The sequence below is a fragment of the Spirosoma aureum genome, from assembly GCF_011604685.1.
In the GTDB taxonomy this organism is placed as follows: domain Bacteria; phylum Bacteroidota; class Bacteroidia; order Cytophagales; family Spirosomataceae; genus Spirosoma; species Spirosoma aureum.
On record NZ_CP050063.1, the window covers coordinates 3064068 to 3081285 of the forward strand.

General features: G+C 48.9%; 13 protein-coding genes. 9 read left to right on the forward strand and 4 right to left on the reverse strand.

The window, feature by feature from the left end; all coding sequences use genetic code 11:
* The first annotated feature begins 173 nt into the window (after nt 1-173).
* Together G8759_RS12100 and G8759_RS12105 are read left to right on the forward strand one after the other, a co-directional pair.
* Nucleotides 174-1109, forward strand: coding sequence for a polysaccharide deacetylase family protein (locus G8759_RS12100; protein ID WP_167208268.1), 936 nt, complete (start codon nt 174-176; stop codon nt 1107-1109).
* Nucleotides 1110-1228: 119 nt separating this feature from the next.
* Nucleotides 1229-2089, forward strand: coding sequence for a polysaccharide deacetylase family protein (locus tag G8759_RS12105; RefSeq protein ID WP_167208270.1), 861 nt, complete (start codon nt 1229-1231; stop codon nt 2087-2089).
* A 61-nt stretch (nt 2090-2150) separates the two neighbouring features.
* Here the strand turns inward: G8759_RS12105 and G8759_RS12110 are convergent, their stop codons facing one another.
* Genes G8759_RS12110 through G8759_RS12120 form a run of 3 tightly spaced genes read right to left on the reverse strand, consistent with a single transcriptional unit; the run spans nt 2151 to nt 6867 of the window.
* Nucleotides 2151-2993, reverse strand: a complete 843-nt coding sequence (locus tag G8759_RS12110; protein WP_167208272.1) for a ThuA domain-containing protein — start codon at nt 2991-2993, stop codon at nt 2151-2153.
* Nucleotides 2994-3014: 21 nt separating this feature from the next.
* Nucleotides 3015-4040: a sugar phosphate isomerase/epimerase family protein gene (locus G8759_RS12115; protein WP_167208274.1), complete on the reverse strand. Its 1026-nt coding sequence runs from the start codon at nt 4038-4040 to the stop codon at nt 3015-3017.
* A gap of 52 nt (nt 4041-4092) precedes the next feature.
* Complete coding sequence (locus G8759_RS12120; RefSeq protein ID WP_167208276.1) at nt 4093-6867, reverse strand: PQQ-dependent sugar dehydrogenase; 2775 nt, start codon at nt 6865-6867, stop codon at nt 4093-4095.
* An 86-nt stretch (nt 6868-6953) separates the two neighbouring features.
* On the opposite strand from G8759_RS12120, the gene G8759_RS12125 reads away from it, so the two are divergent.
* Complete coding sequence (locus G8759_RS12125; RefSeq protein ID WP_162386267.1) at nt 6954-7727, forward strand: NUDIX hydrolase; 774 nt, start codon at nt 6954-6956, stop codon at nt 7725-7727.
* A 118-nt stretch (nt 7728-7845) separates the two neighbouring features.
* Entirely contained in the window at nt 7846-8805 is a 960-nt protein-coding gene (locus G8759_RS12130; protein ID WP_167208278.1) for an ABC transporter substrate-binding protein, read from the forward strand.
* Between the two features lie 74 nt (nt 8806-8879).
* Here G8759_RS12130 and moaA read toward each other — a convergent pair whose 3' ends face one another.
* The gene (moaA, locus tag G8759_RS12135) at nt 8880-9860 is read right to left on the reverse strand and encodes a GTP 3',8-cyclase MoaA (RefSeq protein ID WP_167208280.1); all 981 of its coding nucleotides are present in this window, start codon (nt 9858-9860) and stop codon (nt 8880-8882) included.
* Between the two features lie 429 nt (nt 9861-10289).
* Between moaA and G8759_RS12140 the strand changes: the two genes are divergently transcribed.
* From G8759_RS12140 to G8759_RS12160, 5 genes are all read left to right on the forward strand, one after another.
* Nucleotides 10290-10829 carry a hypothetical protein gene (locus G8759_RS12140; protein ID WP_167208282.1) on the forward strand — a complete coding sequence of 180 codons (540 nt, stop codon included), beginning with the start codon at nt 10290-10292 and terminating at the stop codon, nt 10827-10829.
* A 269-nt stretch (nt 10830-11098) separates the two neighbouring features.
* Complete coding sequence (locus G8759_RS12145) at nt 11099-12220, forward strand: hypothetical protein (protein WP_167208284.1); 1122 nt, start codon at nt 11099-11101, stop codon at nt 12218-12220.
* Nucleotides 12221-12402: 182 nt separating this feature from the next.
* The gene (locus G8759_RS12150) at nt 12403-14625 is read left to right on the forward strand and encodes a TonB-dependent receptor family protein (RefSeq protein WP_167208286.1); all 2223 of its coding nucleotides are present in this window, start codon (nt 12403-12405) and stop codon (nt 14623-14625) included.
* Nucleotides 14626-14695: 70 nt separating this feature from the next.
* Nucleotides 14696-15592: a transporter gene (locus G8759_RS12155; protein ID WP_167208288.1), complete on the forward strand. Its 897-nt coding sequence runs from the start codon at nt 14696-14698 to the stop codon at nt 15590-15592.
* Between the two features lie 11 nt (nt 15593-15603).
* Nucleotides 15604-17151, forward strand: coding sequence for a phosphatase PAP2 family protein (locus tag G8759_RS12160; protein WP_167208290.1), 1548 nt, complete (start codon nt 15604-15606; stop codon nt 17149-17151).
* Nucleotides 17152-17218: the final 67 nt, after the last annotated feature.

Below are 17218 nucleotides of genomic sequence, written 5' to 3' on the forward strand. Positions count from 1 at the left end.
AGGATTAGTAGACTAATAGAATAAAATAGCACCTGTGTGGCTGCGCTGAACACATTTTATAGTTGGCGCGGCCTTACTATGCAGGGCCGTAGCATTAAATTTCACCTGATCAAGTAAAAAGTCTACTATCAGCCAAACTCTTTTCTGTATGTTTGGGGACATACTAGACTATTATGATTTCGCGTAACTTATTTCCTTTCCTGGCAGCAATCTGTCTGTCTACGTTTATAGCCAGTGGCTTAACCGGATGTCAATCCAAAGGGTCTGATACGGCCGAAACAGCAGACACAACGGCTGCGACTGATGCGCCCAAAGCCGATAAACCAGATGAGGCTAAAGCTGAAACAACACCCACGGTTGATCCGGCAAGCATTCCGGCCGATAAAATCGCCGATGCGGCAACCATTCTGGCGCGTCCTCAGGTACCGATCCTCTGTTATCACCAAATTCGCGACTGGCGGCCCAGTGACTCGCAAACGTCGAAAGATTACATCATACCCGTAGCGGCTTTCCGCGAGCAGATGCAAATGCTGGCTGACAGTGGCTACCATACTATATTGCCCGACCAGCTTTATGCGTATATGACCACAGGGGCACCGTTACCTAAAAAGCCGGTGATGCTCACCTTCGACGATGGCGACCTTGATCAATATACCGTTGCGGCTCCCGAACTCGAAAAACATGGCTTTAAGGGTACGTTTTTTATCATGACGGTTGCTATTGGCCGACATGGTAAGCAGCCCTATATGGACAAGACCCAGATCAAAGACCTGTCGGATCGCGGCCATACAATCGGTGCGCATACATGGGATCACCACAACGTGAAGAAATACCAGGGCGATGACTGGAAAATTCAGATTGAAGAGCCTAATGCCAAGCTGGAAAGTATTGTCGGTAAGCCGATCAAATACTTTGCGTATCCATTTGGCCTTTGGAATAAAGCAGCCCTTCCTGAGCTGCAAAAGCGCGGTTATCTGGCGGCATTTACGCTGGCTGACAAGCGCGATGATCAGATGCCGTTGTATACAGTACGGCGCATTATTGCGGGCGGACAGTGGAAAACGAAAACCATGTATCGGAACATGATCCAGAGTTTTGATGATAAATAATAGTGGGCTCCCTCCCAAACGAAGAAAGCGGCAGAGCAGCCGCTTTCTTCGTTTGGGAGAAATTCGTACAAAAGTTTAATTTACTTTCGCTCTTACAATTAAAACCCTTCCTGCAACTGATGACTAGAAAAATTCTGCTTTCATGCCTGCTTCTGGCCAGTCTATATCCGGCTGATGCTCAGGTAAATCCTCCCCGTCTGATCATTCGTGGTGATGACATGGGTTATTCGCACGCGGGCAATGAAGCAATTCTTAAATGCTATAAAGACGGGATCGAAAAATCGATCGAAGTACTTGTTCCTTCACCGTGGTTTCCGGAAGCCGTTGAGATGCTGAAACAGATTCCGGATGCGGACATTGGCATTCATTTAACGCTAACCAGCGAGTGGGATAATATCAAGTGGCGACCGCTGTCCGACTGCCCCAGTCTTCGCGATGCCGATGGCTATTTTTACCCCATGGTTCGCCCAAACAAAAATTATCCGAAGCGTTCGGTGGTAGAAAATGACTGGAAACTGGCCGAAGTAGAAAAAGAATTTCGGGCTCAAATAGAGCTTGCGTTCAAGAAAATTCCCAAAATAAGCCACTTTTCCGGCCACATGGGCTGTACCAGTCTGAATGATGAGGTGAAAGCCCTTGTTAAGAAATTGGCGCAGGAGTATCATGTTCCTCACTACGATATGAGTCTGGCCGAATCGGGAGTTACCTATACGGGTTACATAGGAGAACATGCGACTTCTGAAGAAAAGCTACAAAGTTTTACGAAGATGCTGGAAAGCCTGGAACCTGGGAAAACCTATCTGTTCGTCGATCATCCTGGGCTTGATACGCCCGAAGTGCGGGCCATTCATCACATTGGTTATGAGAACGTTGCTAGTGACCGTCAGGGCGTAACGGATATCTGGACCAACCCACGCGTGAAAGAACTCATCAAAGCCAAAGGTATTCAGCTAATTGGCTACAATAATCTGACTAAATAAACGAAAGCGGGGCCAGGCTCTGAAACCTGACCCCGCCAAAGCATCCGGCAAAAGGCTTAGGTTACTCAAACCGTCCAGCCCATTCGATCCCGGCTACTATATGCGGCATTGCGTTTGGATCTGTGAAGGTTTCGTTGGTATGCCCCATGCCTGTGTAAAAAATACGCCCTTTTCCAACCACATTGGTCCATGAAATCGGGTGATCACCACCCATCGCCTTAGGCCAGGTTGCTTTATAAGAGGCTTCGTTCAATGTCAGTAATACCTGAATGCTGTCTTTTCCCCGAACGCTTTGTTTGAAGTTATACCATTCATCAGCTTTCCGCCATTTAGCGGGTAGATGTTTCGTAGTTGGATGTGTACGAATATCGGTAATTAGTTCAGCTTCAGGCGTATGTTCGGGATATAGAGGGTGATCGCGGAAGTGCGTACCCAGCAGGTGATCATACCAATCCCAGCTATACTCGGTGTCGGAAGCTGCATGAATGCCTACGTAGCCACCCCCATTTTCGACAAAGGATTCGAAGGCTTTTTCCTGATCCGGAATCAGAATGTCGCCTGTCGTGGAGAGAAATACGACCACTTTGAATCGGCGTAGGTAATCATCATTGAAAAACGCACCATTCTCTGTGGTTCTAACGTCCCAGCCTTTTTCTTTTCCCGCTTTTTTGAGTGCTTCGATACCCGGCTCAATCGATTCGTGGCGGAAACCGTTGGTTTTCGAGAAGATCAAAACGCCATTATCGCCAACTTGGCCGGGATCGGCTGGCCGAACGGTGTCGAACACGGGCTTTTGCCAGGGAAGCTGACGGGTAACATACATGCCAAACACAACGAATCCACCTACTAGAAGAACCATAAACAAGACCAGGCCCAGCAGGATTTTCAGAAATTTACGCAGCATAAAAAGTAGATTATTAAGCGTTTAAGCAAGTTCTGTTCGAACCCGTTCGAGCAGCGTTTTGGTTGCTTTGATTCCTTCGGTACTGGGCAGATAGCCACCCGTTGGATTGTACATACTCATGATGCCGCCTTCGTATTCAATGCCTACATAACCCTTGAAACCGGCATCTTTGATGATCTTGAACATGCGCCGGAAATCGGTTTCGGTTTCGTTGCCATTCGCATCGAACTTGTGTGTTTTTGCGCTGATACCTTTGGCGTAAGGCATCATTTTTTTGACGCCTTCATAGCGATCATATTCCTGAATGCATTTTGTGCCCATAATGCCTTTGATGTCGTTGGATTCGGGTTTGCTACGCTGCCTGCAGAAGTTGCCGAAATCGGGTAGTAAGCCAGCATTGGGCATGTTTACCTGCTTAAGAATGCCCACCAGCCAGTCGATGTCGGTTGAATTGCCGAAGTGATTTTCAACAATGACGTTCATGCTTGACTTGGCGGCATATTCCAGTAATTTATGATAGCCATCGGCTGCGGTTTTGGCGGCTTCAGAGGCCGGATCATCGGCAGCACCCGAAATGGCTTTTGACGTATCGCCGAAATTGACCCGAATCGAACTACAACCCAGGTACCTGGCCGCATCGACCCAAGGATAGTGTGCCTCCACAGCTTGCTGGCGTTTGGTCGCGTCCAGATCGGCAATATTAGCCCCATCAACCATAATGAGGTTATTTTTCAGACCGAGATCATCGCATCGTTGTTTAAGTTCTTTCAGGTAAGCCTGATCGGTATGCTTATTATTGAAAAACATGGAAACATATTCGAGCACATTGATGCCAAAATCGTTTTTGGCCCTGGCCGGAAAATCCATGTTTGTCATCTTGCCCGACATCAGTTCACCGGCAAACGAAAACTCCGCCAGTGAAATATCGAAACTGAATTTTTTAGCGGTCGTATTGGCCACTGTTGACGATGGAAAAGCGGTTGACAGGCTCATACCTGCGGCTGCCAGACCCAGCTGATTCAGAAATTCGCGACGAGATTGTGTCATGGTTCAGTAGATGAAAGCCCTTTCCTGACTTCAGGAAAGGGCAGGAGTAAGGTTAGTTAGAAAATTGAACGGTTATGGGTACAAACAGGGGAGCTTTACCCGCTTTTTCGTTTTTAAAGACAAAGTAGAGGTTATGAAGCCCGGTGGCAGGGGTGATCGATGCCTTCACAATGCCGGGCTGAAACATAGCGGCCGGATCTTTGCTATCGGTCGGTAAAATATCGTCCGTTTGTCCCAGAAGCTGACCGGTGGGCGAGTCCATTCGGACCTCAATGCGCCCACCAACCGCGTTTAACTGAGCTTTGGGTGCGGCTACCGCAAACGCCATCGATCGAATACCAGTCAGATCGAGCTGATTGAATTGTACGTAGGTATCGGGGGCCATCACGATCACCAGCGGATGAGGCTGACCACCCATCTTGAATAAGGTAATCCCTTTTGACTGGCTGTTGCTTGTTCCGAGGGCTACCAGCGGATTTCGCAGTACCAATACCTGCTCGTTTGTTTGAGGAGGCAGGCCGTTTGCCCCTTTATCTTTATAGGAGGCCTGTAAAACCAAATCGTCTTTCTCATTTTTGTCAGGCGTATATGTTCCTTGCGTTGGCAGCGACGGACTGGCCACTTTCTTATCCGACAGGGTAAGGATATACTTGACAATCTCACCAGCGTCGGGTAAGCCCAATTGAGGGTGTGCGGTCATGGCTGCATCGCCCCAGATACCACCACCGCCTTTGATAATTTTGTTCGACAGGCTGGCTACTGCATTGGCATCGCCTTTGTATCGTTTGGCAACGTCCCTAAATGACGGCCCTACTGATTTTTTATCCGTAAAGTGACACGCTTTGCAATCGCTCTTTTCCATCAGCACCCGCCCTGTAGACAAGTACGTAGCTTCCGAGAATTTATGGCCCGCTTCGGTTGAATTCTGGGTGGTCGCTTCATTCTGGGCTTTCACTTGTACCAGGACTTGCTTAGCCTGGATACGGCCATTGGCCAGGCTTCCATCTTCTTTATCCGTTACGTTCACCTGATAAGCAATGGGCTGACCGGGAAAGTAAAAGCTCTTGTTGCCCTTAACGAGATTCAGCGCTACCTGGGGAGGCTGGTTGCCCGCCATGATGTCGATCTCGCGGGAATCTTTCAGTCCATGTGCATCTGTAACGGTCAATATAGCTTTATACTGGCCTGGCTTCTGAAAGGTAAACGTTGGATTTGGTTCGTTCAGAACCGTTGGCTGACCACCGGCCCGACTGACAATTTTCCACTGATATGTCAATGCGTCGCCGTCAAAATCTTTCGTGCCTTCGGCCGATAAATTTACTTTCAACGGAACCGACCCTGCTTTCAGATTGGCTGCTACCTGCACATTCGGCTTGCGATTTCCGGCATTAAATTCAATTTTCACCAACCGCGAGTCGTCATTTTTGAGAAACCAGCCTGTACCATACTCCAGAACGTACAGATCGCCATTTGGACCAAAGGCCATATCGATCGGGTGACTAAACGGCATGTTGGGCAGAAATCGCTCGATTTTATCCATGCCGCCTTTCTCGTTGAAACTAACTGCCAGAATCATGTCGCGCATCCATTCAAACAGGAAAACTTTACCATTGTAGTAATCCGGGAAAGGCCGTTTCGCATTTTTGAAGTCGTCTTTATAATAGACCGGCCCGGCCATCGCACTGCGCCCGCCACTGCCCATGATCGGAAACTTCTTACTATCGGTTGCCGGATACGAAATCAGAGCGGGCTGGGCAGGAGGGAGGTCACGCATACCCGTGTTGTTGGGCGAGTCGTTGAACGGATGCGCCGGATCAAATAAGGCACCTGACTTGTTCGTTACAAAATCGACATCGTTGTAGGCCTTATTATCGCCCACAAAATAAGGCCAGCCAAAGTTACCGGGCTTTTTTGCCTGATTGTATTCGTCTTCGGCCGTTGGACCAACGCCCACAGAATCGGTTCCTGCATCAGGCCCAACATCACCCCAATACACATAGCCGGTTCGTTTGTCTACCGAAATACGGTATGGATTGCGGTGCCCCATCGTGTAAATTTCCGGGCGGGTTTGCGAGGTTCCTTTCGGGAAAAGATTTCCTTCCGGAATGGTGTAGGTGCCATCGGCTTCGGGATGAATGCGTAGGATTTTGCCACGCAGATCATTGGTATTTGACGATGATTTTTGCGCATCCCAGGGGCCACGGTCGGGTCGTTCGTCAATAGGAGCGTAGAGTGTCGCGCGGGGGCTGGTGTTGTCGCCAGTGGATAGGTAAAGATTACCGTTACGATCCCAATCGATTGAGCCGCCCGTATGGCAGCAGGACTCGCGTTGTACGGGGACATCCAGCAGTACTTTCTTCGACGAAAGAATTAGCTCATCGCCACGGAGTTCATAACGGGTCAGGCTATTTTTTGATTCGCTACCAGCGGGGGAGTAGTAAAGATAAATCCAGTGGTTCTTCTCAAAATTAGGGTCTATGTTGATGCCCAGAAGGCCATCTTCTGCCTCACTTTCATGGCCTTCCTTATCTTTATATTTCGTACTGACCGGGATGGTCGCAATCGTCCTGAGTTGTTTTGTCGTTGGCGAGTAAAGCCGGACGTCGCCATGCCGTTCGATAAATAAGACTCGCTCATCGGGCAAAATTGCCATTTCTAGCGGTTCATTTAGCTTTTCGGCCAGTACTACTTTTGTGAATCGATTTTCGTCGGGCAAACCACCGGGATCAACGACGGGTCTGGCTGAATAGGCCCATAGGCCAATGGCACCAATACACAGCACCGCCACCGTTCGATACGATTGTAGAGAAAAGAAATTGCGTTTCATTTTCAATGCGTAAATTGAACACAATAATAAAGACAAATTTTTATTGTGTATTGAGAACACACTAAAAATATTTTTAAATATCCACGATGGAGTACAAAAAAGAGCTACAGCGGCTGATTGCTGAGTTTAAGACCAACTACCTATCCTCTGTGTCCATTGATTTAGTTATATTTGGTTTTCACGATGGTCAGCTAAAAGTTCTGCTTCTTCGCTGGAAAGGGACTGATGACTGGTGTTTGCCGGGTGGGCGAATTTTACATGAAGAAAATCTGGATGAGGCCGCGTACCGAAGCCTGCGCGAGCGAACGGGGTTGAGTGAGATTTTTCTTCAACAATTCCACACCTTTGGCGATGTCATGCGCTATAAAAATTTTAGCAAGCAGGAAACATTGCTTAAGCTGGGGTTGCCTGATGAAGCACAGCGGGAACTGGTTTCGAGAGATGTTTCGGTTGGTTATTACGCACTGGTCGAGTTTGCCGAAGTGACACCAACACCCGATTTTTTTACAGAAGAGTGTCGATGGTGGGACGTGGATCAGATTCCGCTGCTCTTATTTGATCATAATGATATGATTACCATAGCGTTAAAGACACTTCGGCGGCAGCTTAGCTATCAGCCGATCGGTTATAAATTGTTGCCTGAGAAGTTCACAATGCCTGATTTACAACAGCTTTACGAAACCATACTAGGCCAGGAGCTTGACCGTCGAAATTTTCAGAAGCGGATGCTGGGCTATAACATTCTGGAGCGGCTGGAGGAACGGAAATTTGGGGGAGCTCACAAGGCGCCCTATTTATATCGATTTGATAAAGAGAAGTATGAAAAAGCATTGGCCAATGAAAGCCTGTTTGTGGGCTAAATGATTTTTTCGAGCTGTTAGCCTTTCCGTAATACAAACTATCAACTATTTCCATACGTTTGCAAAAAAACCTTCCCACGTCAGGATGGTTAAATAAGCCGTAACAGTACCGAATACCATGAATACAAAAATTCGTTTGGCGCTTGATCGGACGCCTAACACTAACCACACCGGATTTTACGTCGCTCTGGCGAACGGATCTTACCAGAAAGCCGGTCTTGATGTAGAATTCATCTCTCCTGATCAGGATGAATATCAACTGATGCCAGCCCGGCGGGTGGCTCAGAATAGGTGCGAACTGGCTATTACGCCTTCAGAAAGCGTTATTAGTTATCAAACGAACGGTAATCCGTTAGTGGCAGTTGCCACGGTGCTTGCTCGTGATGTCAGCGCAATTGTGACGCTTCGGGAAAGTGGAATCGACCGGCCGCAGCAGTTAGATGGAAAAGTATATGCTTCGTATGGCGCTCGGTATGAGGAAGATATTATCCGGCAGTTGATTCAGAACGACGATGGACGTGGGCAGTTCGTTGCCCATAAATCAGCGTGGTCGGGAATCTGGCGTGCCTTGTTGACGCGTGAAGTTGACGCAGCCTGGTTTTGGTTAACGTGGGAAGGCGTTCGGGCCGACATCGAAGGCATCGACATCAATCAATTTCTGTTTGATGATTATGGAATACCTTACGGCTATAATCCGGTGCTGACAGCGCATCGAACCTGGATTGATCAAAATCCTGATATTTTACGACGATTTCTGGAAGCAACAGGGGCTGGATTTCGGTTTGCCGTCAGGAAGCCTGATGAAGCAGCTCGTATGCTGGTCAAAACGGCCGGACATGCCTCATTAGCCGATCGTAATTTTGTTGAGCAAAGCCAGCGTTTAGCATCATGTTACTACCTGGATGGTGAAGGTAATTGGGGCTTTATGCACCGAAGTGTTTGGGCATCGTTTGCCAACTGGATGATTCGCAATCACATGCTGATCGATCGCGAAGGCGAACTAATCCAGCAAATGAATGCTGATTCGCTGTTTACAAACGAATATCTGGAAAACGTGTCGGTGCCAATTCGATTATAAGTTCGACTGGTGCCGCCCATCTGTAGTAGTAAAGTGTTCGGTCTGACAACACAATCAGGTGGTACTACAACTGATCAGCCACCAATTGTCGACATGGATTCCGTAACGGTATCCCGGCTTTGTTCGGCTTCAAAACCGTTGGCCGGACGATGAGCAAACGCCCGAAGAAACGCACTGGTCAGTTCATCATCCGATGCACCCGATCGGATCAATGCACGAACATCCAGTACGCCGTTGTCATACAGGCAGGTTTTAAGCGTACCCTGCGCTGTCAGACGAATGCGGTTGCAAGTGCCACAAAAGGTACGGCTGAAGGCAGCAATAACACCTATTGTTCCCTGATGGCCTGGAATCTGGTAATTTGCCGATGTGGAAAACAGCGGATCTGGTATTTTTTGCAGATTGGGGTAATAAGTCCGGATTTCGTCGATAATACGCCGGTGTGTCCAGTGTAAAACCGGGTAATGACTACCCTCGCCATTAAAGGGCATCTCTTCAATAAACCGCACATCGACGGGTAGTGTCCGGGTCAGGTCGGTCAGTGGAATCAGATCCTGGGTATTCTGCCCATCCATTACAACGGCATTGATTTTTGTCTGGATACCGGCATCCAGCAGCGCATCCAGTGTTTTCAGCACAGCAGGCAATTCATCGCGCCGGGTAATTTGCCGGAACCGTTCGCGGTCGAGTGTATCCAGGCTTAAGTTGACGGAGCAAACTCCAAGAGCAACCAGGTCAGCTACATGCGGTGCTGTCAATACGCCATTCGTTGTGAGCGAAATATCCTTGAGACCGTCGATTTCAGCGAGCCGACGCAAAAAATCCATCAGACCGGCCCTTACGAAAGGCTCTCCTCCCGTAATCCGCACTTTCTGAACGCCCAGCCTGGCCAGAACCAGCACGATTCGCTCCATTTCTTCATACGTAAGCAACTGATGCTTAGGGAGATATTTGATCCCTTCTTCGGGCATGCAGTAAAAGCAACGCAAATTACAGCGGTCTGTCACGGCCAGCCGAAGGTAGGAGATGGGGCGATTGTGGTTGTCGTAGATCATACGGATGTTGAACCAACACAAAAATACGCAATTTGATTGCATTGACCGGCAGATATCACCATGTATGATAACAGGATTTACTCGCTTAATAGTCAGGTTGAATCGTTAAATTCTGTTTACTGAAGAAGTAAATGTGTAATGTGGCATACATTTTGATAAGTGTATACTTGTGAGGTGATGGTTATCTTCCTGATCAATGAATGAGATCCGAACATTTATTCGAATGGCTAAAGTAGGCTATATATTTCAGAATTTGATTCGTAATTTGCTTATACTGCTATCAACCTGGGCCACGGGCTTTAATTTGTCTGAACCAGGTGTTTGGCTGAATACTCTATAAAAATTAGGTAAAAATACGCGGTAACCAGACTTTCTTGGAATTTGTTTGATTTTTAGTATTATTTTTGGGATAAATTTAACTGGTCTCTGGTGAAGAAACTCGTTTCGATCGGTCTTTTTGTACTACTTCTGTACCATACGCTGGCCTATGTATTAGTGGGCGTGGGCGCATGGTGGCAGGCGGAACATGACTTATCCGAACGGCTTCTGGTTTATCGATCGGTAGATAGTATCGTTGAGTTCCAGATTCCGCTCAAAGACAAGCCCGATGAGCGTACCATCACCAACACAACAACGGATGGATTTACCTATCGTGGTCATTATTACAGTGTAGTAAGTCTGGAAATTCAGGGCGATACGCTTCATATTGCGGGTCTGGAAACGGAAGGCCGCTCGTTTTGGCAAAGTGATTTACTCTCGTTCCTGAATGATCGTATTACCGGATCTACCGAGTCCAACAAAAAGGCAAATCAACTCCTGAAGTTCCTGTTGAAGGAATATTCGCCTAATCCGCGAACCGTATTTAGTTTTCTCCCCCCAACCTGGCGTGATGCCATTCGTATTCCCGAACTAGCATTCGTGATTGCGGCTCGCTCCCTGCCCGTTCATTCCCCCCCGCCCGAAGTCTGAGGTATTTCCTGAATCGTTGTGTCGTGTATTATCAGTAATTCATGCTGATTAGTTGGCTGTGTCATTGGGTACAGTACCACCAACTGGTATGCATTCAGTAGGTAATAAAACCTACTGGCTGATTCATATGCATCGAACACTGCACAAACATTGCTTTTACCGATGAGCCAGCATATTCCCTGATGGTGGGGAGATGGGTTCTGTAAATGCATATCCTGCCTGCATTGGGCATTCAGTTATTCAGTTCGTTTAACTCAGACATTTCAAGTATGAAAACGATTTATACTATCGTTCTGGCGGTAGCCTATACACTAATTTCTTATACACAAACCTCGGCACAGGGCTGCGTGGCTGTTCGCCATATGAGTTCTACAGCTCCCGCCGGCGCAAATTCTGCCGATTATTTCAAACAACGTAACGGTCACTGGCAGGTATCAGCAGGTTATCGCTTCTTTCGCTCCTACAAGCATTTTGTGGGCGATGAAGAACAGAAACAGCGCGTGGAGCAGGGAACTCAGGTTATCAATGTGTCGCATGCCATCGATTTAGGGCTGACTTACCTGGTTAATCAGCGACTTTCGTTTTCGGTCAATCTGCCAATTCAATACAATGACCGTTCTTCGCTCTATGAACATTATGGCAACGCAGTAGCGCAAAATCCGGATCAGAAGCGGTTTCATACGGGTTCAGACGGTATTGGCGACCTGCGCCTTTCGGGTAGCTACTGGATCGTTAATCCGGTCAAGTTACCGAAAGCTAACCTGGCTGTTGGGTTGGGCGTCAAATTGCCGACGGGGAATTATCAGGCAACCGACCAGTTTCATAAACTGAATAAGGAAGGAAAGGATTATACCGTAGAACTACCGGTCGATCAGTCGATTCAACTCGGTGACGGGGGTGTTGGCGTAAGTGTTGAATTACAGGGATATGCTCAATTGACGAAGGGCCTGACAGCTTATGCGAATGGTTTTTACCTGTTCAATCCGCGCGAAACCAATGGTGTTTTGCGTAATCCACTGGCTACTTCCATTGATCTGGTAACGGGTACGTTCTCGGTTGCTGACCAGTTTGCTGCCCGCATTGGCTTAAGCCAGTCTATTTCGGCCATTCCTGGATTGTCGGTGATGCTGGGCGGCCGGGTTGAGGGGGTGCCCGCTATCGATGCGTTTGGTGGCAGTGCAGGTTTCCGCCGGCCGGGTTACATCGTGTCTGTTGAGCCTGGACTGGCTTATATGCGTCACAAAACGTCGGTGGCTGCAACGGTGCCGATTGCCGTTTACCGTAACCGCATTAAGAGCTATGCCGATCGGTTAGATCCATTAGGTCTGAAACATGGTGATGCGGCCTTTGCAGACTACTTGGTATCTATCAGTTTATCCCGGTGGTTCTAACTGTTCCGCCGAAAAGGCATTTTCGGTGAAAAACTGGCCCGAATGGCTACTAATCAGATCATTGTGAGTAAGCTGATTAGTAGCCATAAAGCAAGAGTTTGTCAGTAGAATAAAGAATCAATACTGCTCGGGATTTAGCATTAGATCCCGAATAGAATGCGAGTAAACATTACCGCCTGATTATGAAAAAAACTCAACTAAAAATAAAGCTTATCGGATTTGTGATTTTTCTATCCACGCAGTTATCTGCTCAGGATATAACTGCTAAACGGGAATTAAGCCCAAAACAGGACACCGATTCTTTACCAGCCCGTATGCTAAACCAGGTAACGGTAAAAGGAATTAAGTCAACAGTTATTGACGCACTCCCCGAAGTGCATGGTACCTATCTGATGGGCGGTAAGCGCAGTGAAGTGATTAAGCTATCGGATATTGATGCCAATGTGGCCGAGAAAACACCCCGGCAGGTGTTTGCCCGGATTCCGGGCGTGTTCGTCTATGATATGGATGGAACCGGTAATCAGGTCAATATTTCGACGCGGGGGCTGGACCCACACCGATCCTGGGAGAATAATATTCGTCAGAATGGGGTCATTACCAATTCCGATATGTATGGTTATCCAGCCAGTCATTATTCGGCGCCCATGGAAAGTATTGAACGGGTCGAATTCGTTCGCGGAACGGCTTCGCTTCAGTATGGAGCCCAATTTGGGGGTATGCTGAACTACGTGACCAAGCGGGCCGACAGTACACGGCGCTTTGGGTTCGAGACGGTTAACTCGATTGGGTCCTATGGCTTGCTGAGTACCTACAATGCCATTGGGGGGCGGGTCGGTAAATGGACATATTATGCGTATTACTATCGGCGCCATTCGGACGGCTATCGGCAGAATAGCGAATCCAAAGCAGACGCTCAATTTGGACGATTACACTATCAGGCCACCCAGCGTTTGGGTATAACGGCCGAAATGGGGCGATCAGCCTACACCTACCAGATTCCTGGCCCGCTTACCGATGCGATGTTTGCGCAGGACCCGCGTCAATCGACCCGGAGCCGCAACTACTTTAACCCCGATATTTATGTGCCATCGCTAAAACTGGACTGGCAGCTTTCTGACCGGACACGCCTGCTCTGGACATCATCGGCCGTGTTGGGTGCCCGAAACAGCGTTCAGGTGGATGCCTTCGCAACGGTACCCGATACCATCAATCGGGCTACAGGACAGTATAGAGCCCGGCAGGTCGATATTGATAATTTCAATAGTTATACCACCGAAATCCGGTTGTTGCACTACTATAAGCTGGGTCCGGTACAGGCAACGGCGGCTGGAGGTGTTCAACTGATGAGCACCGATTTGCACCGGCGGCAACTCGGCGTAGGAACCACCGCCAGCGATTTCGATCTATCACTGACCAGCCCTTTCAGACGCGATCTGCATTTTCGGACGAAGAATCTGGCTGCCTTTGCCGAAAGCCAGTTTCATCTGACCGATCGGCTAACGGTTTCGCCCGGCATTCGGATCGAAAATGGAACGACAGAAATGCGGGGTATCATTACGTATTATGACCCGGAGAATCTGCCAACCAACATCAGCCACAAGTTTGCTTTGCTGGGTATCAACGCGCAATACCAGTTTAATGAAGCGGTCAAAGTATATGGTGGGTGGGCGCAGGCTTATCGGCCGGTGGTGTTTAAAGACATTATCCCAACGTCGGTCTACGAACGGATTGACAAGAATTTGAAAGACGCCTATGGGTATAATGCCGAATTAGGCATCGAGGGCCGCTGGCAGGGCTTGCATATCAATATTACAGCCTTCGATTTACTCTATCGGAATCGGCTGGGCACAGTGCTGCTGACGAATACCGATGGAACGAATTACATATTCCGGACAAACATTGGTGATAGCCGCAGTACAGGTGTTGAAGCACTGATCGAATCACAAATTCTGCGGACCGAAAAAGTGCTGATCAGTGGCTTTACATCAACAGCCTACAACAATGCCCGCTACCTGAACGGTCGTGTATCGGCAGGAACTGAGAATCGATCGGTTACAGGCAATCGGGTGGAGTCGGCTCCTCGCTGGACAACGCGGAATGGGTTGACGGCCCGCTATGGAACGGCGAGTCTGACGCTCCAGTACAGCTACGTGAGCGAAACCTTCTCGGATGCGCTCAATACGGGAGCCGCTTCGGCCAATGGAGCCGTTGGGCCAGTACCGGCTTACAGCCTTTGGGATCTGAACGGAACCTGGCCTCTTGGTCGTCAACTAACCCTGAGGGGCAGTATCAATAACCTGCTCAACAAGCAATACTTTACTAAACGTCCGACCTTTTATCCGGGGCCTGGTGTGTGGCCCTCCGATGGCCGAAGTGCCGTGCTGACGGTTGGATTTAGGTTGTAACAATCTGTTTTTCTACTAATAAACGAATTGAACGATTACCATCGTGAACGTTTGACTTACCTAATACCAAATGAAAACAATTCTAAAATACCTGATTAGCGCATCGTTGCTGGCTCCATTCGTGGCTAAAGCACAGATGCCGAATGATGCCATTTACATGGGTAAAGGTTCCGTCTGCGTGGCCGGAATGTACAGCCAAAGTGCCTGGACTGAGTACTGGGAAGGTTCGCTCAAACGCGAAAACCTGAATATTGGTAAGCATACGACACAGAGCGTGATGTTGATGCCTGCCATCGGAATAAGCAGTCGGGTGAATGTGATTTTGAGTCTGCCCTATGTCTGGACCAGCACCAGCGCGGGTAATCTGATGGGGCAGAAAGGAATTCAGGATCTGTCGGGTTGGTTGAAGGTAAATGCCTGGCAGGCGGGTGGTTTTTCGGTGCATACCATCCTTGGCGGATCATTGCCTGTTGGTAATTATGTGCCGGATTTTCTGCCGATGTCGATTGGTTTACAGGCTCGCACGGCTACAGGCCGCTTATTGCTTAATTACAGACACTCCAAAACCGGCCTTTACTTGACTGCCCACGGTTCGTATAACTGGCGAAGTACCATTAAGGTTGACCGCGATGCCTATCAGGCCGACGGGCGGGTTTATAATACCAACGAAGTAAATGTGCCAAATACCTACGATGCTGCTGTTCGACTGGGTATTTTACGGAAGATCTGGCAAACCGAAGTTTGGGCCGAACGCATGGCCGGACTCAGTGGTGACGACATTCGCCGGAACGATATGCCTTATCCGACGAATAACATGGAAGCAACATCCGTTGGCTGGTATGGCAAAGTACAGCCCCGAAACATCGGCCTCAACGCTCGTATTGGCTATGTCGTTGATGGGCGCAACGTTGGCCAGAGCACCAGCTTTACTGTAGGATTATTATACCAAATCGATTTCAAGAAATAGACCGTAGCGTCATGAAAAAGTATATTCACTTTCTGTCCATTTGCAGTGCAGTAGCAGGCATGTCTGTCGCGATTGTTTCCTGCGACAAAAGTATTACAGAGCCTTTGCGTGTAGGCTACACACCGACCAGCGTCGATGAAAAAGCGGGTACGTGGAAAACCTACGTGCTGAGCGCACCTACCGATGTGACGGTTGCTGAACCAACATCAACCACGTCGTCAGCCTATCTGGCCGAACTGGCTGATCTAAAGACAAAATCAGCCAGCCTGACAGCCGAACAGCAACAGGCCGTTGTTTACTGGGGAACCGGTGCCGTTTACCGGTGGAATGAGATCGCTCGCGAACTGGCGGCCCGGTATAATGTACCACCTGCTTCAAATGCTGATGATAAATACCCGGTGCCCGATGCCGCCAATCCACTGGCTGACCCTAAGTTCCCGTTTGCCAATCCGCCCTATGCCGCTCGTGCACTGGCTTATCTGGACGTGGCGCAATACGATGCGCTGGTAGCTACCTGGAGCTATAAATACAAGTATAAGCGGTCGGCTCCCGGCAAAGTTGATGCTACGGTTCGGGTGGCATTGCCCACATCGTCGTTACCATCGTATCCATCTGAAGATGCGGTTGTGGCTGCTGCTTCCTACACGGTTCTGAAAGCGATGTTTCCCGGCGAAGGGCCTTTCCTGGATGCCAAACTGGCCGAACATCAGAATAGCCGTTTGTGGGCGGGTATGAATGTGGCGAGCGATCTTACGGCTGGCGCTGATCTGGGAAATCAGGTAGCGGCAAAAGTAATGACACGGGCCAGAGCCGATGGTATGGGTGCCGCCAATAACCAGGCGCTAACAGCTGGTATGATTGAATCGGCCAAAGCACGTGGTCTGGCCGATGTCTGGTTAAGTCAGGAGAGCCCGCTCCGGCCGCCGATGTTGCCGAATTACGGAGCCGTAATCACCTGGAACTTTGATGCGGCAACCAAAGTGAAACTACGGCCCGAAGCACCACCAGCCCTGAACAGCCAGGAATTCACGACGGCTCTCAATGAGCTGAAAGACATCAATAAAAACCAAACGCGAGAACAGGCCCGGATTGCTAACTATTGGGCCGATGGCGCGGGTAGTTATACACCGCCGGGCCATTGGAACCGTACGGCGGCCAATGCGGGCATGGATGCCAAATATAGTGAGGTACGGATGGCGCGAACACTGGCTTTGGTCAATACGGCGCTCATGGATGCCGGTATCTGCTGCTGGGAAACGAAGTACTATTATTACTATCCTCGGCCGCAGCAATTTGGGGTTAAAACGTCAGTCGGATTACCCAACTTTCCGTCGTATACATCAGGTCACTCCACCTTTTCAGCAGCTGCCGCTGTGGTGCTGGGCAGCATTTTCCCTGATCAGGCCGATGCCTTCTGGGCACAGGCGCAGGAAGCGTCGAACTCGCGGATTTACGGATTAATTCACTACCGGTTCGATTGTACAGTAGGACTGACGTGTGGTAAAAATATTGGGTCTTATGCAGTCGCTCGTGGCAAAGCCGACGGGTCTGGCTTGTAAAAGACGCTCAGAGTTTTCTTAATCATAGGTTAATTATAAGTCCCCGACTACTTTGTGGCCGGGGACT